At 70.8% G+C, this 26,338-nt stretch carries 17 protein-coding genes; 7 read left to right on the forward strand and 10 right to left on the reverse strand.

Translation table 11 applies throughout. The annotated features are described in order from the left end of the window. Positions 1 to 70 precede the first annotated feature (70 nt). The gene (speB, locus tag WMF46_RS48975; protein WP_437983543.1) at positions 71 to 1,036 is read left to right on the forward strand and encodes an agmatinase; all 966 of its coding nucleotides are present in this window, start codon (positions 71 to 73) and stop codon (positions 1,034 to 1,036) included. Between the two features lie 134 nt (positions 1,037 to 1,170). On the opposite strand, the gene WMF46_RS48980 is transcribed toward speB, so the two are convergent. The 6 genes from WMF46_RS48980 to WMF46_RS49005 form a co-directional block, all read right to left on the reverse strand. Further along, entirely contained in the window at positions 1,171 to 2,031 is an 861-nt protein-coding gene (locus WMF46_RS48980) for a carbon-nitrogen hydrolase family protein (protein WP_437983544.1), read from the reverse strand. Between the two features lie 84 nt (positions 2,032 to 2,115). Further along, positions 2,116 to 3,627, reverse strand: a complete 1,512-nt coding sequence (locus WMF46_RS48985) for a flavin monoamine oxidase family protein (protein ID WP_437983545.1) — start codon at positions 3,625 to 3,627, stop codon at positions 2,116 to 2,118. A gap of 836 nt (positions 3,628 to 4,463) precedes the next feature. Beyond that, positions 4,464 to 7,514 carry a TonB-dependent receptor domain-containing protein gene (locus WMF46_RS48990; protein ID WP_437983546.1) on the reverse strand — a complete coding sequence of 1,017 codons (3,051 nt, stop codon included), beginning with the start codon at positions 7,512 to 7,514 and terminating at the stop codon, positions 4,464 to 4,466. A 500-nt stretch (positions 7,515 to 8,014) separates the two neighbouring features. Beyond that, positions 8,015 to 8,845, reverse strand: a complete 831-nt coding sequence (locus tag WMF46_RS48995) for an ABC transporter permease (protein ID WP_437983547.1) — start codon at positions 8,843 to 8,845, stop codon at positions 8,015 to 8,017. After that, positions 8,842 to 9,735 carry an ABC transporter permease gene (locus WMF46_RS49000; protein ID WP_437714594.1) on the reverse strand — a complete coding sequence of 298 codons (894 nt, stop codon included), beginning with the start codon at positions 9,733 to 9,735 and terminating at the stop codon, positions 8,842 to 8,844. The genes WMF46_RS48995 and WMF46_RS49000 overlap by 4 nt, the downstream gene beginning before the upstream one ends. Further along, positions 9,728 to 10,843 (reverse strand): ABC transporter ATP-binding protein, encoded by a 1,116-nt coding sequence (locus tag WMF46_RS49005; protein ID WP_437983548.1) that lies wholly within the window; start codon positions 10,841 to 10,843, stop codon positions 9,728 to 9,730. The genes WMF46_RS49000 and WMF46_RS49005 overlap by 8 nt, the downstream gene beginning before the upstream one ends. 388 nt (positions 10,844 to 11,231) lie before the next feature. Between WMF46_RS49005 and WMF46_RS49010 the strand changes: the two genes are divergently transcribed. Next, positions 11,232 to 15,068, forward strand: coding sequence for a serine/threonine-protein kinase (locus tag WMF46_RS49010; protein WP_437983549.1), 3,837 nt, complete (start codon positions 11,232 to 11,234; stop codon positions 15,066 to 15,068). An 11-nt stretch (positions 15,069 to 15,079) separates the two neighbouring features. Here the strand turns inward: WMF46_RS49010 and WMF46_RS49015 are convergent, their stop codons facing one another. The 3 genes from WMF46_RS49015 to WMF46_RS49025 form a co-directional block, all read right to left on the reverse strand. Then, positions 15,080 to 15,388 (reverse strand): hypothetical protein, encoded by a 309-nt coding sequence (locus WMF46_RS49015; RefSeq protein WP_437548151.1) that lies wholly within the window; start codon positions 15,386 to 15,388, stop codon positions 15,080 to 15,082. 146 nt (positions 15,389 to 15,534) lie between these two features. Then, positions 15,535 to 17,028: an aminomethyl-transferring glycine dehydrogenase subunit GcvPB gene (gene gcvPB, locus WMF46_RS49020; RefSeq protein WP_437548153.1), complete on the reverse strand. Its 1,494-nt coding sequence runs from the start codon at positions 17,026 to 17,028 to the stop codon at positions 15,535 to 15,537. A gap of 14 nt (positions 17,029 to 17,042) precedes the next feature. After that, positions 17,043 to 17,645, reverse strand: coding sequence for a hypothetical protein (locus WMF46_RS49025; protein ID WP_437983550.1), 603 nt, complete (start codon positions 17,643 to 17,645; stop codon positions 17,043 to 17,045). 275 nt (positions 17,646 to 17,920) lie between these two features. On the opposite strand from WMF46_RS49025, the gene WMF46_RS49030 reads away from it, so the two are divergent. Beyond that, a complete protein-coding gene (locus WMF46_RS49030; RefSeq protein WP_437983551.1) occupies positions 17,921 to 19,666 on the forward strand; it encodes an FG-GAP repeat domain-containing protein in 1,746 nt (581 codons plus the stop codon). A gap of 139 nt (positions 19,667 to 19,805) precedes the next feature. On the opposite strand, the gene hemL is transcribed toward WMF46_RS49030, so the two are convergent. Beyond that, complete coding sequence (gene hemL / locus WMF46_RS49035; RefSeq protein ID WP_437988027.1) at positions 19,806 to 21,119, reverse strand: glutamate-1-semialdehyde 2,1-aminomutase; 1,314 nt, start codon at positions 21,117 to 21,119, stop codon at positions 19,806 to 19,808. A 273-nt stretch (positions 21,120 to 21,392) separates the two neighbouring features. Between hemL and WMF46_RS49040 the strand changes: the two genes are divergently transcribed. The 4 genes from WMF46_RS49040 to WMF46_RS49055 all read left to right on the forward strand — a co-directional run bounded on the left by WMF46_RS49040 (position 21,393) and on the right by WMF46_RS49055 (position 26,332). Next, the gene (locus tag WMF46_RS49040) at positions 21,393 to 22,877 is read left to right on the forward strand and encodes a serine/threonine-protein kinase (protein ID WP_437983552.1); all 1,485 of its coding nucleotides are present in this window, start codon (positions 21,393 to 21,395) and stop codon (positions 22,875 to 22,877) included. Between the two features lie 60 nt (positions 22,878 to 22,937). Continuing rightward, on the forward strand, positions 22,938 to 23,507 hold the full coding sequence (locus tag WMF46_RS49045) for a hypothetical protein (protein ID WP_437983553.1): 570 nt from the start codon (positions 22,938 to 22,940) through the stop codon (positions 23,505 to 23,507). A 412-nt stretch (positions 23,508 to 23,919) separates the two neighbouring features. Then, on the forward strand, positions 23,920 to 25,410 hold the full coding sequence (locus tag WMF46_RS49050; protein ID WP_437983554.1) for a ferritin-like domain-containing protein: 1,491 nt from the start codon (positions 23,920 to 23,922) through the stop codon (positions 25,408 to 25,410). A gap of 157 nt (positions 25,411 to 25,567) precedes the next feature. Then, complete coding sequence (locus WMF46_RS49055) at positions 25,568 to 26,332, forward strand: DUF4142 domain-containing protein (RefSeq protein ID WP_437983555.1); 765 nt, start codon at positions 25,568 to 25,570, stop codon at positions 26,330 to 26,332. The last annotated feature ends 6 nt before the right edge of the window (positions 26,333 to 26,338 follow it).

The raw sequence follows: 26,338 nt of genomic DNA on the forward strand, positions 1-26,338 counted from the left end.
TGGAGCCCCTGGCACTACTAGGACCTCTATGGAAGATCATCGCTCGAAGACCACGGCTCGCGCGAGAGGCATGGTCGTAGACAACGCGTTCACGGCCGATGGCCTCTATGGCGTCCGGCGCGAGCCGACCTACAGCGGCGCGCTCTCCTTCCTGCGCCGCAGGTACACGCGCGACCTGACTGGCGTCGATGTGGCGGTCACCGGCATCCCGCTCGACACGGCGACCAGCAACCGCCCAGGGACGCGCTTCGGCCCGCGCGCGGTGCGGGAGGCCTCGGCGCACCTCGCGTGGAACCGCCCTTACGGCTACGAGTTCGATCCGCTCGACCGGCTCGCCGTGGTGGACTATGGCGACTGCGTCTGGGATTACGGGCGTCCGGAGGAGTGCCCTGTCGCCATCGAGGAGCACATCGGCCGGATCCTCGACGCCGGGGTGACGCCCCTCTCGATCGGGGGGGATCACTTCGTGAGCTATCCGATCCTGCGCGCCGTGTCCAAGCGCCGCGGGAAGCTCTCGCTGATCCATTTCGACGCTCACTCCGACACGTGGAGCGACGAGGTCGGATCGGGTCGGGTCGATCACGGCACCATGTTCTTCCACGCGGCGCGGGAGGGCCTCGTGGAGCCCAGCCGCTCGGCGCAGATCGGGCTCCGCACCTACAACGCCGATACGCTCGGCTTCCAGGTGCTCGACGCGCCCTGGGTTCATCGCCATGGCGCGAGGGCGGTGATCGAGCACGTTCGTAATATCGTCGGGGACCACGAGGTTTACCTGACGTTCGACATCGATTTCCTCGATCCGAGCTTCGCGCCCGGCACCGGCACGCCGGTCTGCGGGGGGCTGTCGACCGCTGTCGCGCTGGAGATCCTGCGGGGGCTCCAGGGCATCGCGCTCGTCGGCATGGACGTCGTGGAGGTCGCGCCCGCGTACGACGTGGGGGAAATCACGGCGCTGGCTGGGGCGACGATCGCCCAGGAGGGGCTCGGGCTCATCGCGTGCCGGCCTGGCGCGCCCAGAGCAAGGGAGCCAGCCTAGAGCGGCGGTCACCCGCTTCGGATACGGGCCCATCTCGCCGTTTTCGGTGCTCAGCGCACAGGAGTGCGCTTCCGCGCCGAAAACGACGATCTGGACCCGTCTCCTGTGCGGGAGACCGCCGCTCTGCGTCGGATCTACGAGCGTTTCCGGCGGCGCGGAGACTGCTGTCGGTAGGGGGCAAAGACCGCTTCTGGCGAGTCTTCGGTGAACTGGCGGAGCACCCGGTTCAGGCCGCGCGTGCCGTGGGCGCGGACCGTCTGGACGCGGTCGAGATCGAGCACCTCTCCGAGGTACTCCTCGCCGGAGCCGCCCAGGAAGAGGACGCGGCCCTCGGGATCGACCGCGATGGAGCGGCCGCCGCCGATCTCCACCGCGGCGTTGACGTTCACCACATAACACTGGTTCTCGATCGCGCGGGCGCGGGCGAGCACGAGCTCCTCCTCGCGATCCGGCGTCGTGGTCAGCGTCGGGTGCAGGATCACCTCGGCGCCGCGCAGCGCAAGGCCGCGCGCGACCTCGGGATACCAGCCGTCGTAACAGATCATGAGCCCCAGCCGGCCGACGCGCGGGATGTCGAACACGGGCGCGGGCTCATCGCCCGGCGCACAGGTCTCGAAGGGCATCCAGGGATAGAGCTTGCGGTACCGCGCGACGAGCTTGCCGCTCGGCGAGAAGACGAGCGCGGTATTGTGCAGCTTGTCGCCCGCGCGCTCGTAGATCGACCCGGCGCAGAGCCACCTCCCGGCCCTGCGCGCGATGGCGCCGAGCCGCTTCGTGAGCGGCCCCGGGATCGGCTGGGCGAGCTCGTGCGATGGGGAAGTGTGGCGGAAGGGGTGATCCCCCGTGAGCCACAGCTCGGGAAACAGGTAGAGCTGCGCCTCGGGGAACGAGACCCCGAGCGTCTGCACCTCGCGCTCGAGCTTCTCGAGCGTCGCAGCAGGGTCGCCGGGCACGGGCCGGGACTGGACTCCGATGACGTGGAGGAGGCGAGCCATACAAGCGACGTTATACACCCCCTCCGCGGCGTGCGTTCGAGGGGCGTCGTGAACGTCGCGCCGGGGGGCGCCTTTCGAGCTCGCTCAGGTGGTCGGCTCGATCGACCCGCGAGCCGCCGCGATCACCTCGGCCGTGGCGAAGTGCGCCGACTCGAGGGCACCCTGCGCCCAGCCCGTGTAGAGGCACGTGTGATCGCCGGCGAAGACGACGCGCCCCTCGCCGCGCTGGAGATCCGCGATCAGGTCGGTCTGATCGGGCCTGTACGCGGGCCAGCCGCCTCGCGTGTACGGCTGGTGGTGCCACGAGAACGACAGCCCCTTCTGGAAGTACTGCCGAGCGTTCGGGAAGAACGACTCCATCGTCTTGAGCCCGAACTCGATGCGATCGGCCGCGGTGGGCAGCTCGTCGAGCGCCGCGGCGTTGCGGTCCTGCACGTAGGCCGTGAGGATGCCCGGGGTGCCCGACTGGAGCGAGGTCAGGTCCCACAGACGCTCGATGGGCGTGGTCGTGCAGGCCGCGAGCAGCCCGACGATGCCCTCATCCGCCCAGAACCGGTGCGAGAACTGGAAGTTGAGGCGCGTGACGGTGAACATCGGGATCTCCGACGCGGCGCGGTGCTTGGGGCCGGAGAGCGGCGGGTCGAACGCGACCTCGAGCAGGATGCGGTGGGGGAGCGCGCACACCACGAAGTCGCCCTCGATCGTCTCGGGGTCCCCGTTCCTGAGGAACTCGACGGTCACGCCGTCCTCGCGGGAGATCACCCGCTGCACATGGGCCCCCTTGAGGATGCGATCGCCGAGATCGTCGGCGAACGCGGTGGTCAGCCGGTCGTTCCCGCCCGCGATCGCGTAGGTGTGGAACCACTTGGCGTCGAGCCGCTGGTTCGCCGACCAGGCGAGACCGCTGAACATCTCGATCTCCGTCCCCTCGTACGCGCGGCAGATCTCCCTCGCGGCGTGCGAGGCCCCGGTCCGATCCAGGCTGCGGTAGAACGTCTCGCCCGAGAAGTCCTTGCGGACGGTGGCCGGTGGCCACTGCATGTCGCGCGGGTCGCCGATCACCGAGAACGCCTTCGCCGCGAGCTGCAGGTTGAGGGACTCCGCGTCGATGTCCCGCTCTTCCGGAGAGAGCGGAAAGTCGGCAGGATAGTGCGCTTTGCCCCGCGAGGTGCTCAGGAAGCGATGGCCCATGACGTAGTACAGCTGCGTCGCGTCGAGCGGATACTCGAGGATCTCCAGCCCGAAGTGGCGCGCATAGGCGAGCGTGAGGACGTGGGTGTCGGCGATCCGGGTGACGCCGAGCTCCGCGTACTGGTCGCCGAAGTGGTTCCGGAGCGTGTAGAAGCGGCCGCCTACACGGTCATTCCGCTCGAGGATGATCGGGTCGAACCCGGCCTTCCGCAGCGACCATGCGGTGCACAGCCCTGAGATCCCGCCGCCGAGCACGATGACACGGCGCCCGCCGCCGACGCTCGGCCACTCAGGTAGGGTGTCCCACATCTGTGGCAACATCTCCCCTGCGGCCGCGAGGCGACGCCGGTCGTAGACGGAAGCGAACGGCTGCTCGGGGACATCGATCGGGCGGTCGGGCAACATGGACCTCTTGCTCGGGCTGGCTGACGATCGTCAGGTTGGCAAAAACGCCTTCAAGATGGCGCGCCGCGGGCGGCATACCCGACGCGCGCTCCTCTCGTGACCTAGGGTTCGGCGCGAAGATCGGCGCCCATCGCTCTCCTGGTCGCTCCTGGTCACGGCGCGGTCCGCCGAGCGGCGCGCCCATTGTTCCGCCGTCGCTCCGGACCGCGCGCGCCGTGTGTCGCGTGATCCGAGGTCGAGGAGCGGATATTCACGAGTGACCATGATGGACAAGCGATGTTTTGCTTTCAAGCAAAATCATGACCGCGCGGATTGCCACAAGAGTGTGCGGGCGTCCGATGATGTGGTCACTTGGTTACGTGGCGCGCGTGGCACGCGGCCGCGCGTCGTCAGATCGCGGCGTTTCCGGCGACGGCCATGAAGCGAACGCACCGCTCCACACCATCGCGCCTCGATCGTGGATTGCGGAGGAACGTGCGTGGTTTGCGCCCCGGCGCATGATTTGCGTCTGGCAAGGAAACACACGAGAGCGCTGCATACAACGCGAGGCAGGTCCAGGCGCTGAGTTCACGCGAGACGCTGAATTCGAGCGTGGCGCGAACCGCGTGCAGCAGCGGAACTCCTGTCGGAGTGGAACGGTGGCGCCGCCGTGGCTTGCGCCACGCCTGGCATGGATGAGGCCGCCAGGGCGACGCCGCTCGACGGCCGCGGGGCGCGAGGCTACGCGCTGCGCGGGCCGCCCTGCGCCGCGGTCGAGCAGGGCGGCGCGGGGGCGGAGCGCCGAGGGGTGATGGGGGTGAGGTGGAGAGCGCGCGGCCAGGACGGCCGCGCGATGATCAGAAGTTCAGGTTGGCAGAGAGGAGGAAGGTGCGGCCTGCCTGCGGCATCCTGGTCGCCGTGAACTGGGGCGAGATGGGGGCCTCGTACTCCCAGTCGGCGACGTTATAGACGCCCATGTTGTAGCGGAGGCCGGCCACTTCCGTCTGACCGGAGAGGACCACGTCCCAGATCACCGCGGGGTCGGTCTCCGTCAGGGTCTTGTCGATGCGCGGCGACTCGACGGTGAGGCGCGTCGACAGCATCAGCGCCTTCCCGAACAGCGGCACGGTCCCCTTGACGGCGGCCATGTGCTCCGGCGAGTTGGGCACCTTCTTGAGCACCTCGTCGACGTCTCCTTTATCGAGGTACCGCGCCCGCGAATAGGAGTAGGAGAGAGAAGCCATCCAGCCCTGGCGCCACTCGCGGCGCAGCTCGGCCTCCGCGCCCAGCACGAGGATCGGCTCCTTGGTGTTGTCGTAATGCCCAAGGTCGTCTGCCGTGAACGAGCCGGTCTGCGCGATCATATCGGTCATGTAGTTCACGTACCCCGCGCCGAGCAGGGAGAGCGTGGACGAGAGCCGGTGCGTGAACTCGACCTCTCCCGAGAGCACGCTCTCGGGGCCGATCTGCTCTGACTCCGGCTCGTTCGGATCGTACCCCGGACCAAGGAAGCTCGAGGGTACCTGCAGGAAGAGCTCGTAGATGGGCGGAGCGCGGAACGCGCGGCCGCCGGTGACCTTCAGGTTGCCCCCTTCGTAGGGCTTGACGACGAGCGCGATACGCGGGCTGATCCCGGAGTTGAAGCTGAGCTTTTTCTGCGCCTCGTCACTACTATAGTTGTAATAGTCGATACGAGCACCCGCAGAGATGCGGACGCGGTCGGACGGGACGAAGTCGACAACGCCGTAGCCGGCGAGGATCTGGTAAGGGTGCGAGTCGAACAGATCCTCGTCGTCGGGGTCGAGGCCGCCCAAGGGCAGGATGAGGTCATTGCGGGTGACGATGTCCCCGGTGTACTCTGTCTCCTCGATGCGCATCCTGCCGAGCAGGTGTACCTGCCCCTCGGCGCCGACCGTGACCTTCAGCTCGCGGAGCGGTGAGATCTCGAATCGCTGATCCGCCAGCAGCCACGTGTCCTGGTACTTCTCGACGTCATGGATCGTGCCGGCCCCGTCGTCGGACAGCCACAGCGTGTCATCGTAGAGCTGCATGTCGACGGCCACGCGGGTCGTCATCGAGAAGCTATCGGAGAACCGCGGCGAGAACGTGAGCTCGGCGAACCCGCGCCTGTCGCGGTAAAACGTCCTGTCGTCGCCGACTATGGTGAAGTTGGCGCCGGTCGGGAGCGACTTCTTGCGCTCGTTGTAGAACACCTGCGCCGAGAGGGACTTGTACCAGAGCCGCCCCTGGATCGTCCCGACATTGAAGTGATCCGCGCCGCGGGAGTTGGGATCCCGGTTTTTCCATTTCAGCGCAGGATCAGGGATGTTGGGGGGATCGTTCGGGAGAGGCGCGCCATCGGGGTCGGGTGGGATCGGCAGGAAGTAGTCTCGCCCTTGACCGTGGCCGCCGGCGACCGACAGCCACATGCCGGAGTCGCGCCCGAAGGGCACCTGCACCTGGCCGCGGCCCCGGATGAAGCCGTGCTGCGCCGCGCCCACGCCGACGCCCGCGCCGAACGACGTCGGGCGGCCCTTGGTCACGATGTTGATGACGCCGACGAACGCGCCCGTACCGTAGAGCAGCGAGCCCGGGCCACGGACGACCTCGATCCGCTCGACGTCCTCCAGGTCGGTGCGCGCCGATTGATCGGCGAAGGCGAGGCCGTCCCACGTGTCGTTGATCGAGTGCCCGTTGAGGAGCACGAGCACGCGGTTGCTGTAGTCGCCGGGGATGCTGATCCCGCGGATGCCAACCCAGGAGTAGGTGCCGTCGTACGTCGTGTAGACGCCGCGCATGCCCCTCAAGGCCTCCGCGACGGTCGGATACCCCATCGCGCGGAGCTCCTGGCCCGAGATGATGGTGACCGAGCCGGGCGCGTCCTCGACGGCCTCCGCCGTACGCGACGCGGCCTCGACCTCCTCGAGCTGCCGGAGGGAGATGTCGATCCGGGTCTGCTGTGCGGCCACCACGTTGGCTGTCTGCTCGACCGGGCGGAAGCCGCGCAGCGAGACGCGCACGCGGCGCTGGCCGCTCTGCACGTTGAGGACCGCGGGCGTGAAGCCCATCGGCTTTCCGTCGACCTCGACGAGCGCGTCGCGCTCATCCGCGTTGACGACGAGGCTGCCGGTGAGCGGGTTGAGCCGGTAACGCGCGGTCACCGTGCTCGCGGCCGCCACGTTCACGTCCTGCTCCGACGGCTGATACCCCTCCTGCGAGAGGTAGAGGCGGTGCCGGCCAGGAGGCAGCGTGAGATCGCACGGCGCGGTGCACGCCGGGGGGCCGCTCGCGTCGTTGACCCGCACCGTCGTGCCCGCCATCTCACCGACCACGCGCACCGTCCCGACGATGCGCTTCAGCTTGACCGCGACGTTGGTTTGCTCGCCGATCTTCGCCTCGACGTTCTCGACCTCCGCCGGCTCGTACCCCTCGAGATCGACGATGATCTTGTGCTTGCCGGGCTGGAAGCCGAGGAGGCGGGGCGTGCTGCCGCGGCCGCCGAGATCGCGGCGGTTGATGTACACCGTCGCTCCGGGCGGGTCCGTCGTCACGTTGATGACGGCGACGTTGGGCCGGATGCGCGCGAGCGCCTCCTCGATGGCCGGCCTGCGCGCGGCGTTGGGCTCGAGATCGAGCGCCTGAACGTAGTAGCGAAATGCGTCTGGATACTCCTGGAGAGCCTCGTAAGTTCGGGCGATGTTGAAGATGACGTTTCGGTTCGGGACAAGCCGGTTCGACACCAGGAAGTGCTCCAGGGCGCCCCGGTAGTCACGCGCCGAATAGCGCTCCGTGGCGATCCTGAAGTGCAGATCGGCCTCATCGGCCAGATCATCCGCCCAGGCAGGCCGACCGGAGAATGTGAGGAGTGCTACGAGTATGAGTAGGAGTGCGGAGCGACGAAAGCTCATCTTTCGATCTCGATTCCCAACGGTCGAAGTGGAGCGCAAAGCGCCGTCCGCCGGGTCCAGCCGTCACGCAAAAACCCGGCGAGCTTGGGACGAAACAGCCGCATTGCCGGGTCAGCTTACCGTAAGCCGTCAGCTGATCCAACCTGTTCGCACAGGCGGCCGTGGACCTCACGCCGGCATGGACGCCGCTGTGTAGGCGCCGTGCGCGGAGCGCATGACAGAGTGAGCGGAACCCGGGGCGGCGCGCGGTCCGGGCCCGGTGCCCCGCAGGAGGCCCCGTCAGGCAAGCGCTCGAGCTCGGCGCCCCTAGGCTGGGCCGCGCGAGCCAGAGCGAGGTGGAGCGCTGGTCAGGTCCAGCGAGAAGGTGAACAAGGGCGGTGCATCGCTGCGCTGACGCGCAGGAGTCGTCCCGGCTCCGCGCGGCGCGCGCGAGCCCCTTGGCCGCCCGGCGCCCGGCGCGCCGAACTCCGCCGCGTCCGCCGCGAGCCCCGCCCGGCGGCTCAATTGTGCCTCCAGCGGGTGAGCCGCTCCAGGATCATGATGGACACCGCCACGCCGATCAGGAGGAGCGTTGAAATCGCGAACAGGTCGGTCCGCACGCCTCGCATCTGAGATTGGTAGACGTAGAGCGGGAGCGTGACCGAGCGTGGGCCGGACGTGAAGAAGCTGATCACGAAGTCGTTGAGCGACAGCGTGAACGCCAGCATGGCGCCCCCCACGATCGCCGGCCACAGGAGGGGGAGCGTGACCCTCCGGAAGTGGATCCAGGGCGACGCATAGAGGTCCATCGCGGCCTCGCTCAGCGTCGGCCCGATGGCGACGAGCCGACTGCGGACGATGAGCGTCACGAACGCGATCTCGAACGTCACATGACCGATGATCATCGTCGTCATGCTGGGCTCGAACCAATGGTCCACCACGCGGCGGAGCACGTTGAACGCCATGACCAGCACCGCCGCGAACGTGATGTCGGGGGCGACCGCCGGGATGTCCACGATCGACTCGAGCACGCGACTCACGGAGCTCGGCCACGGAAAGTGCATCCCCAGGGCGAGCAGCGTCCCGAGGACCGTCGCGATGAGCGTGGAGGCGCCTCCGAGCACCAGGGTGTTCACGGCGACCTCGCGGATCTCCATGGCGCGCCGGTTGATCTCGGGATCGGCGAAGAGATCGAGGTACCAGCGGACCGAGAAGCCGGTCCAGAGCAGGCCCCGCTCCGCGGCGTTGAACGAGTAGACGGCGACCGCGAAGAGCGGCAGGTAGAGGAGCGCGAAGCCGAAGAAGGCGGCGATCGTCGTCAGCGCGCGCCAGAGGCCCCGGCCGAGCTTCACAGGATCTCCACGGAGCGCCCATTCCGGCGGTAGAGGGACACGCCGCCCAGCGTCAGGACGATGAGCACCAGGCTGAGCGCCGCGCCGTAAGGGATGTTCCTCCCCGGGCCGAACTGGTGCTGGATGAGGTTCCCTATCAGCCAGTGCTTCGCGCCGCCGAGCATGTCGCTCACCACGAAGACGCTCATCGCTGGGACGTACGTGAGGAGGACTGCGACGCTGAGGCCCGGGAGGGTCTGCGGCAGGATCGCCGCGAGGAAGATGCGCAGCCGCGACGCATAGAGGTCCTGCGCGGCCTCGACGAGCGACCAGTCGAGACGATCGATGCTCGTGTAGAGGGGGACCACCGCGAACGGGAGGGAGGCCGCGACGAGGCCGATCGTGACCGCCGTCCAGCTGGGATAGACGTCGCGGCCCGGGTCGATCCACCCGAGCCAGGCGGCGAGCTTTGCAGGCAGGAGCTGCGCCGACAGGAGGAGCTTCCAGCTGAACGTGCGGATCACGAGGTTCGTGCAGAGCGGGACGATGATGAGCGCGAGCCAGAAGAAGCGCCGGCGACGCGAGCCGCGCGCGATGAAGAAGGCCATCGGATAGGCGAGCATCACGGAGGCGGTCGTCACGACGAGCGCGAGGACGATGCTCCTGATGAGGATGCGCGCGTTCTCGCCGGACGCGGAGCCGAAGATGCGCTCGAACGACTCGAACGACAGCTCCCAGAGCAGGGCGCCGTCCGCGTCGCGCTTGAGGAACGACACGACGAGGAGCGCCAGGCTCGGCAAGAGGAGGAACACGGACAGCCAGGAGACGCCGCCCGCGATGAACAGGGACCCCCGCGCGAGGAGCCTGCGCCGCGTCGTGAGCTGGCCATACCAGACCGTGGGCTCAGTCACTGAGCACCTCGAGCCGCTCGGCGGGCAGGGCGAGCCAGACCGAGGAGCCGGGCTTGAGCCGCGAGCGGGGGCTGAGCTGCACGCGCAGCGGCCCGGGCTCGATGATGAGCTCCACGTGATCGCCGCGGTAGAAGCTCTCCTTCACCACGCCGCGCACGCCGTTCTCCGCCGGCTCGTTCTCGCAGAGCTCGATCCACTCGGGGTGGATCGCGAGCGTGCCGTACTCCCACTGAGGCTTGGTCTGCACCCTCAGCGCGCCCACCGTCGTGAAGACGAGCGTGGCGCCGACGCGCTGCGCGGAGATGAGGTTGGCCGCGCCGAAGAACTCGGCGGCGAAGCGGCTCTGCGGCCGCTCGTAGACCTCGGCCGTCACCCCCTGCTGCTCGATGCGGCCCTTGTTCATCAGCACGATGCGGTCCGAGACGGTCATCGCCTCGTCCTGATCGTGCGTGACGAGCACGAACGTCTTCCCGAGCGCGCGCTGGAGCCGGCGCAGGTCGAGCTGCACCTCGGCGCGCAGCTTCGCGTCGAGCGCCGACATCGGCTCGTCGAGCAGCAGCACCTCAGGCTCGTTGACGACCGCGCGCGCGAGCGCGACTCGCTGCTTCTGACCGCCCGAGATCTGGTGCGGATACCGCTCCGCGAGGTCATCGAGCTTCAGCATCGAGAGGCTCGAACGCACGCGCTCGCGCACCTCGGAATCAGGGAAGCTGCGCGACCTCAGGCCGAAGGCCACGTTCTCGAACACGGTCAGATGCGGGAACAGCGCATAGTTCTGGAACACGGTGTTCACCGGCCTGCGGTTCGCCGGCAGGTGGTCAACCGCCCTGCCCGCGAGCAGGATCTGCCCCCGATCGGCGCGATCGAGCCCCGCGATGATGCGGAGCAGCGTCGTCTTGCCGCAGCCGGAAGGCCCGAGGAGCGTGACGAACTCGCCGGCCTCCGCCGTGAACGACACGTCGTTCAGTATCTGTGTCTTACCGAAGCTCTTGCTGACGTTCTCTACAACGAGGCTGCATCCCGGGTTGCGCTCGGCCGCGCTCTCGGTCTGGGGCGTCATGCTGCGCTGCCCCGGCGACGAGAAGAAGTCTCTCAACCTCTGGATCACCCCAGCAAACCCTTTGCGCGTGGCGCTTTCCGAACCGCTTCCGAAGCCTCGGAGCGTACTACGCAGACCATGATGCCCTCCCGTTGTCAACTGGGTGCGCGCCGGGCTGACCGGCTGAGCGGCGCGCGCCCGGCCGGGCTCTTTTCGCTCGCAGGCGGCGTACGCTACCGCCCTTCCCCTGGGCGTGCCACCTTTCTGCCGATCCTGCTCGCGGCGCGCTCCAGCGCCGCGCAGGGCTCGCGCGGCGCTGGAGCGCGCCCAATGCGTTCGGAGCGCGCCTCCCCTGCGCGTCCGGGCGCGCTGCCCACGCGTTCGCCGCGCGCTGCCCACGCGTTCTCCACGCACTGCTTGCCACCGCCCGGCGCCGGTGATTTCTTGGTCCCCACGCATGGGCCTGAGGAACGCGAGACCCGAGTTTGGAGGCACGCGTCGCTTCCAGGTCGTTCGCGTCGTGGGCCGCGGCGGGATGGGGGTTGTCTACGAGGCCTTCGATCGCGAGCGAAAGGGGCGGGTCGCGCTCAAGATCCTCCGGAATCTGAGCGCCGACGCGCGCCTCCGGTTCAAGAACGAGTTCCGCGCGCTCCAGGACATCCAGCACCCGAACCTGGTCAGCCTCGGCGAGCTTCACGAGGAAGAGGGGCAGCTCTTCTTCACGATGGAGCTCATCCGCGGCGTCGACTTCGTGGTCCACGTGCGGCTCCACGAGGAGGGCGACGCCGGGCCGAGGGGCGAGCCCGCGGGCGTCGGGCGCCGCTCCACCCTGCCGTCGAGCCCCATGTGGCCTGCTGCGCAGGGCCCTGCGTCGGAGCCACAGCCCCGGATCAAGCGCCCCTTCCACGAGGCCCGCCTCCGCTCGGCCCTGGCGCAGCTCGCCCAGGGGCTCGCGGCGGTGCATGCGGCTTACAAGGTTCACCGCGATATCAAGCCTTCCAACGTCCTCGTCACCGCGGAAGAGCGGGTGGTCCTCCTCGACTTCGGCTTCGTCGCCGACGCGAGCGGCGCAGGGCGCGAGCAGGCCGTCGTCGGAACGCTCCATTACATGGCGCCCGAGCAGGCCGAGGCCAAGGCCGCCGGGCCCGAGGCGGACCTCTACAGTGTCGGGGTCATGCTTTACCTCGCGCTGACCGGCGTCTACCCGTTCCAGACGGCGCCCAAGGCGGCGCTCGACATGATGCGGCGAGCGGAGCCTCCGCCGCCGAGCCGGCTCGTCGAGGACATGCCCCCCGACATCGACGAGCTCTGCGTGGACATGCTCCGCATCGACCCGGCCGCCCGGCCGACGGCGCGCGACGTGCTGCGCCGGCTGCAGGTGCAGGAGCTCATCGAGGAGCCGCCCGTCCTCTCGCAGCGCATCGGCTTCGTCGGCCGGCGCAGCGAGCTCGCCGCGCTCGAGGGCGCGTTCGCGGAGGCGAAGCTCGGGCGCGCGGTCACGCGGTTCATCGAGGGCGAGTCGGGCGTCGGCAAGAGCGCGCTCCTGCGCCGGTTCCTGGAGCGCATCGACAAGGAGGCGCTCGTCCTCGCGGGGCGCTGCTACGAGCGCGAGGCGGTCCCCTACAAGGCGGTGGACGAGCTCATCGACGGGCTGAGCCGGCACCTCGTGCGCCGCCCCCCCGAGCAGGTCAAGACGCTGCTGCCGCCCAACGCGGGCCTGCTCGGCACGGTGTTCCCGGTGCTCCGGACGGTCCCGGCGATCACGGAGGCGCGCGCTCGGCGCAAGGCGATCGACCCGCCCGAGATCCGCGCCCTCGTCTTCGCCGCGCTCCGGGAGCTGCTGGGCCGGCTCGCGGCCGAGCGGCCGCTCGTGCTCGCGATCGACGATCTCCAGTGGGCTGACGCCGACAGCGTCGCGCTGCTCTCGGAGGTGATGCGCCCGTGGACCGAGGCCGATCTCCACGCCGCGACCCGGCCCGGCTCGTTCGCCGGCCTCGATGGGCCCGTGTCCTCGGGCGCGCTGGTCGACCCCTCGCGCCCGCGCGCGATGATGCTCGTGGCGACGGTGCGGACCGCCTCGGAGACCGCGCCGCCCGTCTCGCGGCAGCTCGGGGTGCCGATCGACTCGCTCGGGCACATCATCGTCCACCGCCTGTCGCTCGCGGAGGCGCAGGAGCTCTGCGCGCTCCTCCTCCGCGGCGCCCAGGTCGGCCACCCGCTCAGCATCGAGGCGATCGCGCAGGAGGCCGGCGGCCACCCGCTGTTCATCGACGCGCTCCTGCGCCACCGGATGATGTCCCCGGACGCCGACGGCGGCCCGGTGCGCCTCGACGACGTCCTCTGGGCGCGGATCAGCCGGCTCGACCCGCGGGCGCGCCAGCTGCTCGAGCTCGTCGTGTGCGCCGGCGCGCCGGTGCTGACGTCGGTGGCCGCGCACGCCATGGCGGCGGACTTCGGGGAGCTCACGCGGGTGCTCTCGGCCCTGCGCGCGGCGAACCTCGTGCGGACCGGCGGCTCGGGTCAGGACGAGTTCCTCGAGCCGTTCCACAACCGCATCCGGGAGACGGTGGCGAGCCGGCTCGACGAGCAGGCGGCGCGCAGCTGGCACGGCCGGCTCGCGCTGGCGCTGGAGGCCTCGGGGCGCGCGGAGCTCGAGGCGCTGGCCGAGCACTGGCGCGCCGCCGGGGACCCCGAGCGCGCCGCCGGCTACGCCGTGCGCGCCGGCGAGCACGCCGAGGCCGCGTTCGCGTTCGACCACGCGGCGCGCCTCTACCGCATGGCGATCGACCTCCACCTGCCTGGCGCGGCGGAGCGGCGGGTCGTGCTCGCCAAGCTCGGCGACGCCCTGAGCAGCGCGGGCCGCGGCGCCAAGGCCGCGGAGGCCTACATGGCCGCGAGCGACGGCGCCCCGGAGTCCGAGGCGATCGATCTCGGCCGCCGGGCCGCGGAGAACCTGCTCCGCGCCGGCTACGTCGACGCCGGGATGGCGGGCCTGCGCTCCGTGCTCGGCGCGGTCGGCATGCAGGTGCCGAAGACGCCGGAGCTCGCGGTCGCGTCGCTGATGCTGCGGCGCGCGCAGGTGCGCCTGCGCGGGCTCAACTTCGTCGAGCGCCCCGCCGACGAGGTCTCGCCCGAGGACCTCATGCGCATCGACGTCTGCTGGTCGGCGGCGATGGGGCTCGCCATCGTCGACCCCACGCGCGGCGCCGACTTCCAGGCGCGCAACCTCCTCCTGTCGCTCAAGGCGGGCGAGCCGTACCGCGTGACGCGCGCGCTCGCCTTCGAGGCGACCTACCTCGCGATCGACGGCGGCCCGTCCGCGTCCCGCGTCGCCGACCTGCTCTCGACGGCGAGCGCGATCGCGGCGCGCATCGGCAGGCCTCACGCGCTCGGCCTCGTCGGCTTCGTCGGCGGCGTCACCGCGACGCTGTTCGGCCGCTGGCAGCAGGGCGTGGCCGATCTCGACCGGGCGGACACCATCTTTCGCGAGCGCTGCACCGGCGTCACGTGGGAGCGGAGCTGGGCGCACACCTTCTCGGTCTGGGCGCTCTGGTACGGCGGCGAGACGCGCGAGTTCATGCGCCGGGTCCCGATGTACCTGCAGGCGGCCGACGAGCGCGGCGACCGCTACCTCGCCACGAGCCTCCGCTCCTCGCAGAGCAACGCCTACTGGCTCGTCGGCGACGACCCCGACTCCGCGCTGCGCCAGGCGCAGGACGCCATCCGGAGCTGGTCCAAGGCGGGCTTCCAGCTGCAGAGCTACTTCGATCTCGTCGCCCGCGCGCACATCGGCCTGTACCGGGGCGAGGGCGAGGCGACGTACCGCCTCTTCGCGGAGCAGCGGGCGGGCCTCGAGAGCTCGCTCGTCCTGCGCATCCAGGCCGTGCGCATCATCATCACCCACCTCCGGGCCTGCGCCGCGCTGGCCGCCGCCGCCGCGTCCACGCCGGCCGACGCGGAGCCGCTGTACGAGGAGGCGACGCGCGCCGCCCGCAAGATCGACGCGGAGCACATGCCCTGGGCCGACCCGCTCGCGGCCGCGGTGCGCGCGGCGATCGCCGCGGCCCGCGGCGAGGGGGAGGTCGCCGTCCAGCAGCTCGCCGACGCGGTGCGCGGCTTCGAGGCCGCCGGCATGGCCCTCTACGCCGCGGCGGCGCGGCGCCGCCACGGCGAGCTGCTCAAGGGCGACGAGGGCCGCGCCGCCGTCGAGGCGGCGAACGGCTGGATGCACGACCAGGGCATCGTCAGCCCGGACCGCATGACAGCGATGCTGCTCCCCGGTTTTGCGAGCTAGCGCGGAGCGCCTCAGGGCTTCACGCGCAGGACGGCCGTGCCCTTCGCCTTGCCGTAGAGCTGCTTGATCTCGATCTTGTACTCGCCGGGGGACGACGCGCTGAACTCGACGGGCGAGGCGCTCTGCGGCTTGCCGGTGGGCAGATCGCGCAGCACGCGCTCGATGATGATCTTCCCGGAGGGGGAGCGGATCTTGATGTTGAACGGCGGGGTCGCCTCGTCGTAGGCGCGAAACACGAGGCGCACGGCGTCTCCGACCGAGACCGGGGTGGTCTGGCTGATCGTCTCGATGTCGCCTTCGTTCTCAACGGTATCGGCCACGCGTCGCTCGTCCCGTGAGGTGCCTCACTGCGGTCCCTCGGCGCTCATTGTAGTCGCGTCTGGCGGAGATTCGCGAATTTGGAGCGCGCGGCCGGCTGGCGCCGCCCGCCGGAGGAGGCCGACCGCGGGCCGCCTCCTCCGGGAGCTCAGGCCTTCGTCCATCGCAGGCGCGGCTGGCGCGCGGCGCGGGCCTCGTCGAGGCGGCCGACCACCGTGCCGTGGGGCGCCTGCTTCACGACCTCCGGCGTCTCCTGCGCCTCCTTGAGGATGCTGAGCATCGCGGCCACGAACTCGTCGAGGGTCTCGCGGGTCTCCGTCTCCGTCGGCTCGATCATCAGGGCGCCGGGCACGACCAGCGGGAAGTAGACGGTGGGCGCGTGAAAGCCGTAGTCGAGCAGCCGCTTGGCGACGTCGAGCGTCTTGACCCCGGTCTCCTTCTCCAGCTGGCTGTCGGAGAGCACCACCTCGTGCATGCACGGCTGCGGCACCGGCGCGAGGTAGTGGTCCTTCAGCTTGGCCCACAGGTAGCGCGCGTTGAGCACGGCGAGGCTGCTCGCCGCCGTCAGGCCGTCGCCGCCCATCTCGCGGATGTACGTGTACGCCCGGATGAACATCCCGAAGTTGCCCGTGAAGGCCCGGAGCCGCCCGACGCTCTGGGGCCGGTCGCGGTCCCACGCGAAGGCGTCGCCGCGCCGCACGAGGACGGGTGAGGGCTGGAACGGCTCCAGGTGCTTCTTGAAGCAGACCGGCCCGGAGCCGGGGCCGCCGCCGCCGTGCGGGGTCGTGAACGTCTTGTGCAGGTTGATGTGGATGACGTCCATGCCGACGTCGCCCGGGCGCGCGTGCCCCATGATCGCGTTCGTGTTCGCGCCGTCCCCGTACACGAGCCCGCCCTTGTCGTGGATGAGCTTGATGATCGCCGGCAGGTGCGTCTCGTAGGCCCCGAGGGTGTTCGGGTTCGTGATCATCAGCCCGCAGACGTCGCCGTCCGACCCCTCGCGCTCGATCGCGGCGAGGACCTGCTCGGGGTGGGTGATGCCGTCGGCGGTCTTCTCGATCCGGACGGCCACGAGCCCGTTGAGCGCGCAGCTCGCCGGGTTCGTGCCGTGGGCGCTCTCCGGGATGAACACCTTCCTCGGCGAGCGCCCCTTCGACTCGTGGAACGCCCGCATCATCATCAGCCCGGCGAGCTCGCCCTGCGCGCCCGCGGAGGGCTGCAGCGAGCAGCCGTCCATCCCGCTGACCTCGCAGAGCGCCTCCTGCAGGCGCCACATCACCTCGAGCGAGCCCTGGCTGAGCTCGTCCGGCGTCATCGGGTGCAGCTTCGCGAATCCGGGGATGCGCGCGGCCCACTCGTTGATCTTCGGGTTGTACTTCATCGTGCACGACCCGAGCGGGTACATCTGCCCGTCGATGCAGAAGTTCCACTGCGAGAGCCGGATGAAGTGACGGAAGGCCTCCGGCTCGCTCACCTCCGGCAGGCCGGCTGGCTCCTTGCGGGCGAGCGCGCCGTAGTGGGCGGCGGGCTCGACCTCGGGCACGTCGAGCGGGGGGAGCGACGCGCCGGTCCTGCCCGGCGTGCCACGCTCGAAGATGGGGGGTTCGCGGAACTGAATGCCTCGAGGCTGCGGTTGGGTCATCGGGGGCTGTTATGTCAGAGGCCGGGGGGCTCGGCAGGTGCTTCGTCGGAGGGAGCGGCGGGCGGCTCGGGCGCGCCTTCCTCTTGGTTCGCGCTGTCCCAGTCGCCGCCGCCCATGTCGGAGGCGCCGGAGCCCCCGATCGACTTCAGATCCGGGAGCATGTTGCGCTGCTTGACCGCTTCCCAGGGCTCGCCGACCTCGTCCTTGTTGCGGCCGATCTCGCCCGCCAGCCGGTCGTCGACGTTCTCGCCCTCCGGCCGCGTGTACTTGAAGTACCCCCGGCCTTCCTTGGTCGCGCTCTCCCCGATCGCGCCGATGGTGTGCTCGGTCCACGTGAATTTGATGAGGTCGCCTGTCACCGTCCCGTGCAGCACGCCCCAGCGATCCTTGACCGGACGGAGCCAGCGCCCCTCGATGGCGTCGTTGTCCTGCACGAGGTGCAGGTAGCCGTAGAGCTCGCTGTAATAGACCCCCGTCCAGTCGCCGCCTTCGGGCATGTCGCCGGCCTGCACCTTGGCCGTCTTGGGCGCGGGATTCGAGCTGCAGCCAAGCGCCGTCGTCCCCATCAGGAGGGCACATGCGGCGCCAGCAATCCAAAGCCGTCGCGATACGTTCATGGCGGCGGAGCCTAGCACAGCACCTACCCGCACCCATACCCCCGCCATGCGCCTCCGACGTCGCGCGGGGGCGCGAGCGGAGGTGGGGAACGGGAACGGGGGTGGAGCGCGTGCGCGCTACGTCACGAACGTGTACTTGCCTCCCCCCTGCAATGACGTGTGCCACCTGAGCGCCAGAAGGAGGAGCGTAACGCACCGTCCGGCGTGTGCGCGACTGCGTCAATTTTCCGCTTCCACCTCCTTGTAGGGCCCGGAGCGCTGGTAAGCTCCCTGGCATGATGAACTCCCTTGTCTCCAACCGAGGTTTTGTAATTCCCGGTAGAATCGCTCTCTTCACCAGTGTCCTCGCCCTCGCGGCCTGCGAAGGGCAGCTCGGTAACCTCGACGGCACCTCTCCCACCACCGGCAGCGGCAGCGGCAGCGGCAGTGGCTCCTCTGGCTCCGGTGGCTACCGCCCCCCCGTCGGTGGGGGCTCCAAGCCGCTGCCGGCCGCCGCGTCGTGCGCTCCGGCGTCGAGCGGCTCGTCCGACGTCGCGGAGCCCCAGCTCCTCCTCCAGCTGTCCGACGACGACGAGAGCGCGTGGCTCGGGTCGCCGGTGGTCGCCGATCTCGACGGCGACGGCGAGCAGGAGATCCTGGTGACGCACAACGGCAACGTCGTCGTCTGGGGCCCCGACGGCGAGCAGAAGTGGCGGTACAACGAGGCGCGTGAGAACGGCCGCATCTGGGCGAGCCCGATCGTCGCGGACTTCCGCGGCGACGGGCAGCTCGAGGTGGTCTTCGCGGCGCGCACCACGATCTACATGCTCGACGCGAGCGGCCGGCTGGTGAGCGGCTGGCCCGTCACCTGGAACGACGAGATCCGCTCCCTCGCCGCGGGCGACATCGACGGCGACGGTCAGCTCGACGTCGTCGCCGCGAGCACCGACAGGTCCCCCGACTACTCCGACATCCTGATGGCCTTCCACGCGAGCGGGTCGGCGGTCGCGGGCTTCCCGCCGATCGAGAGCGAGACGATCGGCTGCGACGCGCGCCGCAGCGACGACGCCGAGTGCTGGATCGTGGGCGGCTACGACCAGAACCTGGCCATCGGTGATCTCGACGGCGATGGATCGCAGGACATCGTCTCGCCGATGGATAACTCCTATGCCGGGTTCTATCACGGCACGGGAGAGGCCTTCGACGCGAATCCCATGTTCGAGGGCCGCCCGAAGACGCCGGGCGTGCGGTACATGCACGATCTCGAGCTCGCGCAGCAGGGCTTCGGCGACAGCAGCGACCTGCAGGCCTATTTCAAGAACTCGGCCCCTGCGATCGCGGACCTCGACGGCGACGGCACGCCGGAGATCATCATGCTCGCGGCGGCCGAGGACGTCGCCATGAATGACCAGTCCCAGGGCGTCGGCCTGTGGGCGGTCCGCAACGACGCGAGCCGCATCGAGGGGTGGGAGAGCCCGTTCTACGCCTCGGACTACCTGTCCGGCGGCGAGGATCTCGGCGGCAACATCGTGGCCATGACGCAGCAGGTGACCGTGGCCGATCTCGACGCGACGCACGCCGGGCCCGAGATGATCTTCGCGGGCCTGGACGGGCGGATCCACGCGGTCTACGCCGACAAGACCGAGTTCTGGGACGTCACCTACACGGACGACACGCAGGTGCTCACGGGCGGCGTCGTGGTCGGGGATCTGTCGGGCGACGGCATCCCCGAGGTCGTGTTCAACACCTACTCGACCGAGGAGGGCAGGAGCCACCTCTTCGTCCTCGACGCCGGCGGCACGATCCTCCACACGATCCCGCTGCCGCGGCTCGGCGCGATGCCGGTGCCGACGCTCGCCGACGTGAACGGCGACGGGACGATCGAGATCGTCGTGTCGCTCCGCGAGATCGGGTGGAACGGGGCGGACCCGGAGCCGAACACGTACGTGTACACGGTGCCGGGATCGGCGACGAACTGCCTGCTCTGGCCGACCGCGCGCGGCAACTACTACAGAAACGGCTGGGTCCGCGCGGCCGACTGACACGCTCCGAGGACCGTTCGCGCGCCGGCACCGAAGAAGGAGCGCCGGCGCGGGGAGGGCCGATCGCCGCGGCGGTCGGCCCTTCGCCGTCCTGGCCCCGCCGTCGCGGGTGCCCTCCTGGGAAAGGCCGGCGCGGCCCTCAGGCCGCGAGCGCCTCGCGGCAGGCGGCGATCGTCCGCTCGATGTCCTCTTCCGAGTGCGCGCCGCTCAGGAACGCCGCCTCGTACTGCGACGGAGGCCAGTAGACGCCTCGCGCGAGCATCGCCGCGTGGAAGGCGCTGAAGCGCTTCGTGTCGGACGTGGCGGCGTCGGCCCAGGAGCGGACCGGGCCCCTCGTGAAGAACAGCGTGATCATCGAGCCGACCCGCTGGACGCACGCGGCCGCGCCGGCGCCCTCGGCGGCGGCCCGGAGGCCCTCCTCGAGGGAAGCGCCGAGCTTCTCGAGCCGCTCGTAGAGCGCGGGCGTGAGGCGATCGAGCGTCGCGAGCCCCGCCGTGACCGCGATGGGGTTGCCGCTGAGCGTGCCCGCCTGGTACACGGGGCCGAGCGGCGAGACGACGTGCATCACGTCGGCGCGGCCGCCGTAGGCCGCGAGGGGCATGCCGCCGCCGACGATCTTGCCGAGCGTCGTCAGATCCGGCCGGAGGCCGAAGCGCTCCTGCGCGCCGCCGCGGGCGAGGCGGCAGCCGGTCATCACCTCGTCGAAGATCGAGAGCGAGCCGTGCTTGCGGCAGAGGTCGATGACGAGGGCGAGGAACCCGGGCTCCGGCGGGACGCAGCCCATGTTGCCGACAACGGGCTCGAGGATGACCGCGGCGATGTCGCCGCCGCGCGCGGCGAAGGCGGCCTCGAGGGCGGCCGGGTCGTTGTAGGGCAAGGACAGCGTGGTGCGGGCGATGCTCTCGGGGACGCCGGCGGAGTCGGGGGCGCCGAAGGTGGCGAGCCCGCTGCCCGCCTTGACGAGCAGGTGATCGGCGTGGCCGTGGTAGCAGCCCTCGAACTTGATGATGGCGTCGCGGCGCGTGAAGCCGCGCGCGACGCGGATGGCGCTCATCGTGGCCTCGGTGCCGCTCGAGACGCAGCGCAGCATGTCGATGCTCGGGTAGAGCTCGCGGATCTTCTCGGCGAAGCGGACCTCGAGCTCGGTCGGCGCGCCGAACGAGAGTCCGCCGAGGGCGGCCTCGCGGACGGCCTCGATGACGGCGGGGTGCGCGTGGCCGAGGATGGCCGGCCCCCAGGAGCCGACGTAGTCGATGTACTCGTCCCCGTCGGCGTCGAACAGCCGCGCGCCCTGGGCGCGCGCGATGAACAGGGGGTCGCCGCCGACGGCGCGGAATGCGCGCACGGGGCTGTTCACGCCGCCCGGCAGGACGGCGGCGGCGCGGTCGAACAGGGCTTTGGAGGCGGGGGCCCGGTCCGCGCGGGCGGGCGGAGCGCTTGTCGCGTTCGTCATCGTGCTCCGGCCATAGCAGGGGCGAGGCGTGGGAGCGACGCGGATCGCGGGTGAGGGGAAGTGGAAGTAGAAGTGGAGAAGGTCGCGCGGGGCGTCGCGGGCATCGCGGACGCCGGGATCGAGGCGTCGTGGGCGCGGGCGCGCCACACGAGCCTTTCCGGCGCGGTCGCGCTTGGCTATGGTGATCGTCTGGAGAGAGGGGCCGCGACCCGCGGCCGGGCTGCTCCTGGGGACCGCGGGCGCGGCTCCCCGAGCACCAGCATCTGGTGAGCCATGCGGATCTCCGAGGACCCCGCTCCGGGGCAGCGTCTCGGGCGATATGAGCTCCTGCGCCTCATCGGCGAGGGCGGGATGGCGCAGGTCTGGGCCGCGCGCATGGAGGGCTCCCGCGGCTTTCACAAGGTCGTCGCGCTGAAGACGCTCATCCCGGCGCTCGCGCGTGATCCGCAGTTCCAGCGCATGTTCCTCGACGAGGCGAACCTCGCCTCGAAGATCCACCACCGCAACGTGGTCGAGATCCTCGACCTCGGCGACACGGACGGCGTGCTCTTCCTCGTGATGGAGTGGATCGACGGGCAGACGATGCAGCAGCTGCTCCGGCCGGGCCTCCGTCCGATGCCGCTCTCCCCGGCGATCGCCTCGCGCATCGTGGCCGACGCGGCGCACGGGCTGCACGCGGCGCACGACCTCCACGACGACCGCGGGGAGCCGCTCGGCATCGTGCACCGCGACGTCTGCCCGCAGAACATCCTCATCGATCGCGACGGCACGGTGAAGGTGGCCGATTTCGGGATCGTGAAGGCGTTCGAGCGCCTGGGCGACACGACGCAGACGGGCGAGATCAAGGGCAAGGGCGAGTACATGTCGCCGGAGCAGGCGCAGGGTCAGCCGGTCGATCGCCGCTCGGACATCTTCTCGCTCGGCGTTGTGCTCTTCGAGGCGGTGACGGGCGCGCTCCCGTTCCAGGTGCTGCACGACCTCGTGCTGCCGCAGACCGGGGTGCCGGAGCCGCCGCGGCCCACGTTGATCGCGCCGCATTGCCCGCGTGATCTCGAGGAGATCATCGTCAAGGCGCTCGCGCGCGATCCGCGGAAGCGCTTCCAGACGGCGGGCGAGATGGCGAGCGTGCTGGAAGATTTCCTCATGCGCAGGTCGGGCGTGGTGACGCCCGCGCACGTGGCGGAGCTCCTCCTGGAGCGCTGCGGGGAGAGCATGGAGGAGGAGCGGCAGCGCATCGCGGCCGCCGTCGCCCCGCAGCAGCGCGCGGGGTGGCGGCCGAAGCCGGGCGCGACGCTGTCGGCGGGGCCGCCCTCCGAGGGCCGGCGGAGCGTGCGGCCTGCGCCGCGGCGGGGGCTCGGCGGGCTGATGCGCGCCGGCGGAGACGCGCTGCGCCCGGTGGCGCTGCCGTGGCTCGTGGCCTCGGTGTCCACGGGCGTCGCGGTCGCGTCGCTCATGTTCGTCGCGCTGAGCCGGCCGAGGGATCAGCGGTCGCTCGTGGATCCGATCGCGGTGCAGATCGAGCCGAGCGCCGCGGTGGTGCGGCTGAACGGCGTGGTGCTCGGCGTGGGCAGCCAGGTCATCGCGCGGCCGATGCCGGGCGTGTCGCTCTCGGTCGACGTGCGATCGAGCGACGGCGTCTCGCAGACGGTGGAGATCACGTCGGAGTCCCCCGCGCGGATCCAGCTGAACCTGGGGCGCAAGGGCGATGCCGGGACCGCGGCGCCGCCGGGCAGCAGGGGTGCGCCGGCGCCGAGGTAGCCGCGCGGCCCGCTTGACGGCGCCATGTCCGTGGCCGACATCTCCTGGGGAGGACCTCGCATGACGGTGCTCGAGGATCTGCGTCCGGGGCAGAGCATCGCGATCCATGAGGTGGGCGATGAGGGGGAGGGCGCTACGCGCGGCGACCTGGAGGGCGCTATCGGCGACCTGGAGGGCGCTGCCGGTGACGAGCGTGGGGCGGGAGCCAGCGTTCCTGGGTGCCGCGTCCGTCTTGCCCTCGGGGTCTCCGAGCTGCCCGGCGATCGCGCCGTGGTGGTGCTTCACGAGGACGTGATCCTGCGGTGGCGGCCCACGGCGAAGCGGCCGGAGGGCGCGCTATCGCGGCTCTCCGAGGTGGCCGTGGGCGCCGCGATCGCGATCGAGCACCGCGGCATCTGGGATGAGGGGCTCGTCCTCGGCCGCGTGGTGCGCCCGGCGTGCGAGGGGAGCTTCCGGGTCGACGGCGACGTGGAGCGCTATCCATCCATCGCCGACGCCGAGAACGCGCACGGCCCGCTCGAGGCGGGCGAGCCGCAAGCGCCGCCGGCGAGGACCGGCGAGCCGGCGTTCGAGCTGGGCGAGCCGATCGGGCGCGACGCGCGCGGGATCGGGCGCAGGGCCAGGAGGTAGCCGCCGCGTCCTGCGCAGCAGCGCGCGGCCTCGCGCCATGCTGCGCGCCCATGTCTCCGCAAAACTGCCGATCTCGCTGCTCGGCTCCGGACGGTGTGAGGGACGAGCGCGCCGGGACAGCTCCGCCGAAGATGGATCATGGAGAGTCGCTCGGTTCCGAGCGGGTGTTCTGACGAATCGAAGACTGGACCCCTCAGAAAACCTGGCACGAGTCGCCGAGACGGCTCGCTCTGGCGTGGAATCCCGGAGAGGGCTGTGCACCGCGCGAGGGGGCGCGCTTCGCGGCACGTCCGGCGAGCATCGATGTCCAGGCCCGAACCGCTTGACTCGGTTGAAGCGCGCTCGCACCGCGACGGCGCCGCCGCGAGCCGGCCGGTCCGGCGTCGCGCGCCCCTCTGCTACCCTTCCGCGAATGGAACGCCACCGCTCGCTCCGCATGACCCTCCTCCTCGCCGCTGGCGCCGCCGGCTGCTCCAACGCGAAGAGCCCCGAGATCGCAGTCGTCACGCTCGGCGAGCCGCAGGCCACGCCCCGCGACGCCGGCGTCCCGGACGAACAAGCGTCGCCCGGGCCCCGGCCGCCGCGCGGCGTGGGCTGGGTCAAGGAGCGGGACGGCACCGTGCACCGCGCCACGCGGGTCCGGTGCGACGCGACCATCGATCAGCGCGCGTGCAGCGGCACGGAGCGAACGTTCCAGTGCAAGACGGACGCCGATTGCAAGGAGGGACCCCGCGGAAAGTGCGTGAGCTCGTTCGGGCAGATAGGCGCGTATTGCGGCTGCGAGTACGCCTGCGAGAGCGACGCGGAGTGCGGCGCGTCCGAGGCCTGCGTGTGCAAGGGGACGGGCGCCCTCCGGGAGCAGCACTCGGTCTGCGCAAAGGCCCTCTGCTCGGTCGACGCCGATTGCCCCGGCAGCACCTGCGGCCTGTCGGCGTACTTCAATGGCTGCTGGGAGCAGGTGACGCTCGCCTGCCGCACCAAGGAAGATACCTGTCTGAGCGATGCGGACTGCCGATCTTCTGACGAGGGCCGCGGCGCCGCCTGCGTCGTCACCGACCCGGAGGGAGAGAGCGTGCGCTGGGAGTGCGCCGGGATCTCCTGCGCCATCGGCCGCCCGTTCGTCGTCGATGGCCGGCCGCGCGCCGCGCAGGGCGCCGCGCGCGACGACTGGCGCGCTCCCGCCGAGCTCGATGTCGCGTCCCTCTCGCCCGAGGTGCGCGAGCTCGCCGCGGCGCACTACGCCGCCGTGGCCGCGCTCGAGCACGCGTCCATCGCGAGCTTCGCCCGCTTCTCCCTCCAGCTCCTCGCGCTCGGCGCGCCGGCCGCCCTGGTCGGCGAGGCGCACCGCGCCGCGCTCGACGAGGTGGAGCACGCGCGCCTCGCCTACGGCGTCGCCTCCCGCCTCGCCGGCCGGGCTATCGGCCCCGGGCCGCTGCTCGAGGCGGCCACGGCGCCGCTCGGCGCCGGCGTCGCCGAGGTGGTGGAGGCGCTCGTCGAGGAGGGCTGCGTGGGCGAGGCGCTGGGCGCGGCGGAGGGCCGTGAGATCGCGCAGCGCGCGGCAGATCCGGCGCTCGCGGCCACGCTCGCGCGCATCGCCGCCGACGAGGAGCGGCACGCGGCGCTCTCGTGGAGGGCGCTCTCGTGGATGCTCGCGACGTTCGGCGAGCCGGCGCGCTCCGCGGCGGACCGCGCGTTCTCCCGCGCCGCCGCCCGCTACGGCGCCGACCCGGCCCCCGGCCCCGCCGTGCACGAGGCGCTCGGCCTGCTCCCGGCGAGCGCGCTCGGGGCGCTGCGCCGCGAGGTGCTCGCCGAGGTCATCGCGCCGTGCCGCGCGGCCTTACCGGGGCTGTCGTGCGACAGTATCGCCGCGCAACCGTCGAGTCCGCCACAGGCATCCTCCTGAGCGGACTGATGAGGCAGATTCGCTCACTCCCGTGGCAACTTGCCACAGCGGGGAGGGAGGCAGTCGCGTGGATTCGGGAGAAAAGGGGGCACCCGTGCCGTGCACCGGATCTTGCACGGGGGCCGGCACTCGAATCCACGTGAGGAGGTCTTTACCCATGGTTGCATCGCGCAACGCTCTCGTCCTGACGATCGGTCTCGCTGTCGGCGTCGGCTGCTCCAACACGCCCCCGGCGAGCAGCCCGAGCACGAACGAAGCACCACCGCAGCCGGCCCCGACCGCCGCCCCGCCGCTGCCGGAGGCGGCCCCTCCCGCGACGCCGCCGGCTCCGCCGCCCGGCACCGAGCCGCAGGCGGGGACGACGCCCAGCGCCCCGGCCGAGGCCCCGCTGACCGACGAGCAGATCCTCGCCGTGCTCGACGCCTCGAACAAGAAGGAGATCGACGAGGCCCAGCTCGCGCAGACGAAGGCCAAGAGCAAGGACGTGAAGGCCTACGCCAAGGCCATCGCCCAGCACCACACCGAGGCCAAGGCGAAGCAGGCCAAGCTGGTCAAGAAGCTCGGCATCACGGCGGCGGACTCGGACAAGAGCAAGCAGCTCACCGAAGAGACGCAAAGCGCGCTCGATCAGCTGAAGGCGCTGCAAGGGGCCGATTTCGATCAGCAGTTCGTGGCCACGATGATCAAGGATCACCAGAACACGCTCGACTTCCTCGACAGGAAGGCGCTGCCGTACGCGAAGAACGCCGATCTGAAGGCGATGGTCGAGAAGGACCTCCGGCCGACGATCGAGAAGCACCTGAAGGACGCGGAGGCGCTCTCGCAGAAGCTCGGCCCGGCGGGCGCGGGCGCGACAGGGACCCAGGGCGGCGCGCAGCCCCCGGCCCCTGGCACGAAGGAGGCCCCGCCCCCGCCGAAGTAGTCGCTG

The sequence above is a fragment of the Sorangium sp. So ce117 genome, assembly GCF_051524395.1.
Lineage (GTDB): Bacteria > Myxococcota_A > Polyangia > Polyangiales > Polyangiaceae > Sorangium > Sorangium cellulosum_B.

Excerpts from the sequence above, each read along its gene's own strand:
- WMF46_RS49055 (WP_437983555.1), top strand. The coding sequence starts at position 25,568 with ATGGTTGCATCGCGCAACGCTCTCGTCCTGACGATCGGTCTCGCTGTC.
- WMF46_RS48990 (WP_437983546.1), bottom strand. The coding sequence starts at position 7,514 with ATGAGCTTTCGTCGCTCCGCACTCCTACTCATACTCGTAGCACTCCTC.
- WMF46_RS49045 (WP_437983553.1), top strand. The coding sequence starts at position 22,938 with ATGACGGTGCTCGAGGATCTGCGTCCGGGGCAGAGCATCGCGATCCAT.
- WMF46_RS49010 (WP_437983549.1), top strand. The coding sequence starts at position 11,232 with ATGGGCCTGAGGAACGCGAGACCCGAGTTTGGAGGCACGCGTCGCTTC.
- WMF46_RS49030 (WP_437983551.1), top strand. The coding sequence starts at position 17,921 with ATGATGAACTCCCTTGTCTCCAACCGAGGTTTTGTAATTCCCGGTAGA.
- WMF46_RS48985 (WP_437983545.1), bottom strand. The coding sequence starts at position 3,627 with ATGTTGCCCGACCGCCCGATCGATGTCCCCGAGCAGCCGTTCGCTTCC.
- hemL (WP_437988027.1), bottom strand. The coding sequence starts at position 21,119 with ATGACGAACGCGACAAGCGCTCCGCCCGCCCGCGCGGACCGGGCCCCC.
- WMF46_RS49050 (WP_437983554.1), top strand. The coding sequence starts at position 23,920 with ATGGAACGCCACCGCTCGCTCCGCATGACCCTCCTCCTCGCCGCTGGC.
- WMF46_RS49040 (WP_437983552.1), top strand. The coding sequence starts at position 21,393 with ATGCGGATCTCCGAGGACCCCGCTCCGGGGCAGCGTCTCGGGCGATAT.
- gcvPB (WP_437548153.1), bottom strand. The coding sequence starts at position 17,028 with ATGACCCAACCGCAGCCTCGAGGCATTCAGTTCCGCGAACCCCCCATC.
- WMF46_RS49025 (WP_437983550.1), bottom strand. The coding sequence starts at position 17,645 with ATGAACGTATCGCGACGGCTTTGGATTGCTGGCGCCGCATGTGCCCTC.
- speB (WP_437983543.1), top strand. The coding sequence starts at position 71 with ATGGTCGTAGACAACGCGTTCACGGCCGATGGCCTCTATGGCGTCCGG.
- WMF46_RS48980 (WP_437983544.1), bottom strand. The coding sequence starts at position 2,031 with ATGGCTCGCCTCCTCCACGTCATCGGAGTCCAGTCCCGGCCCGTGCCC.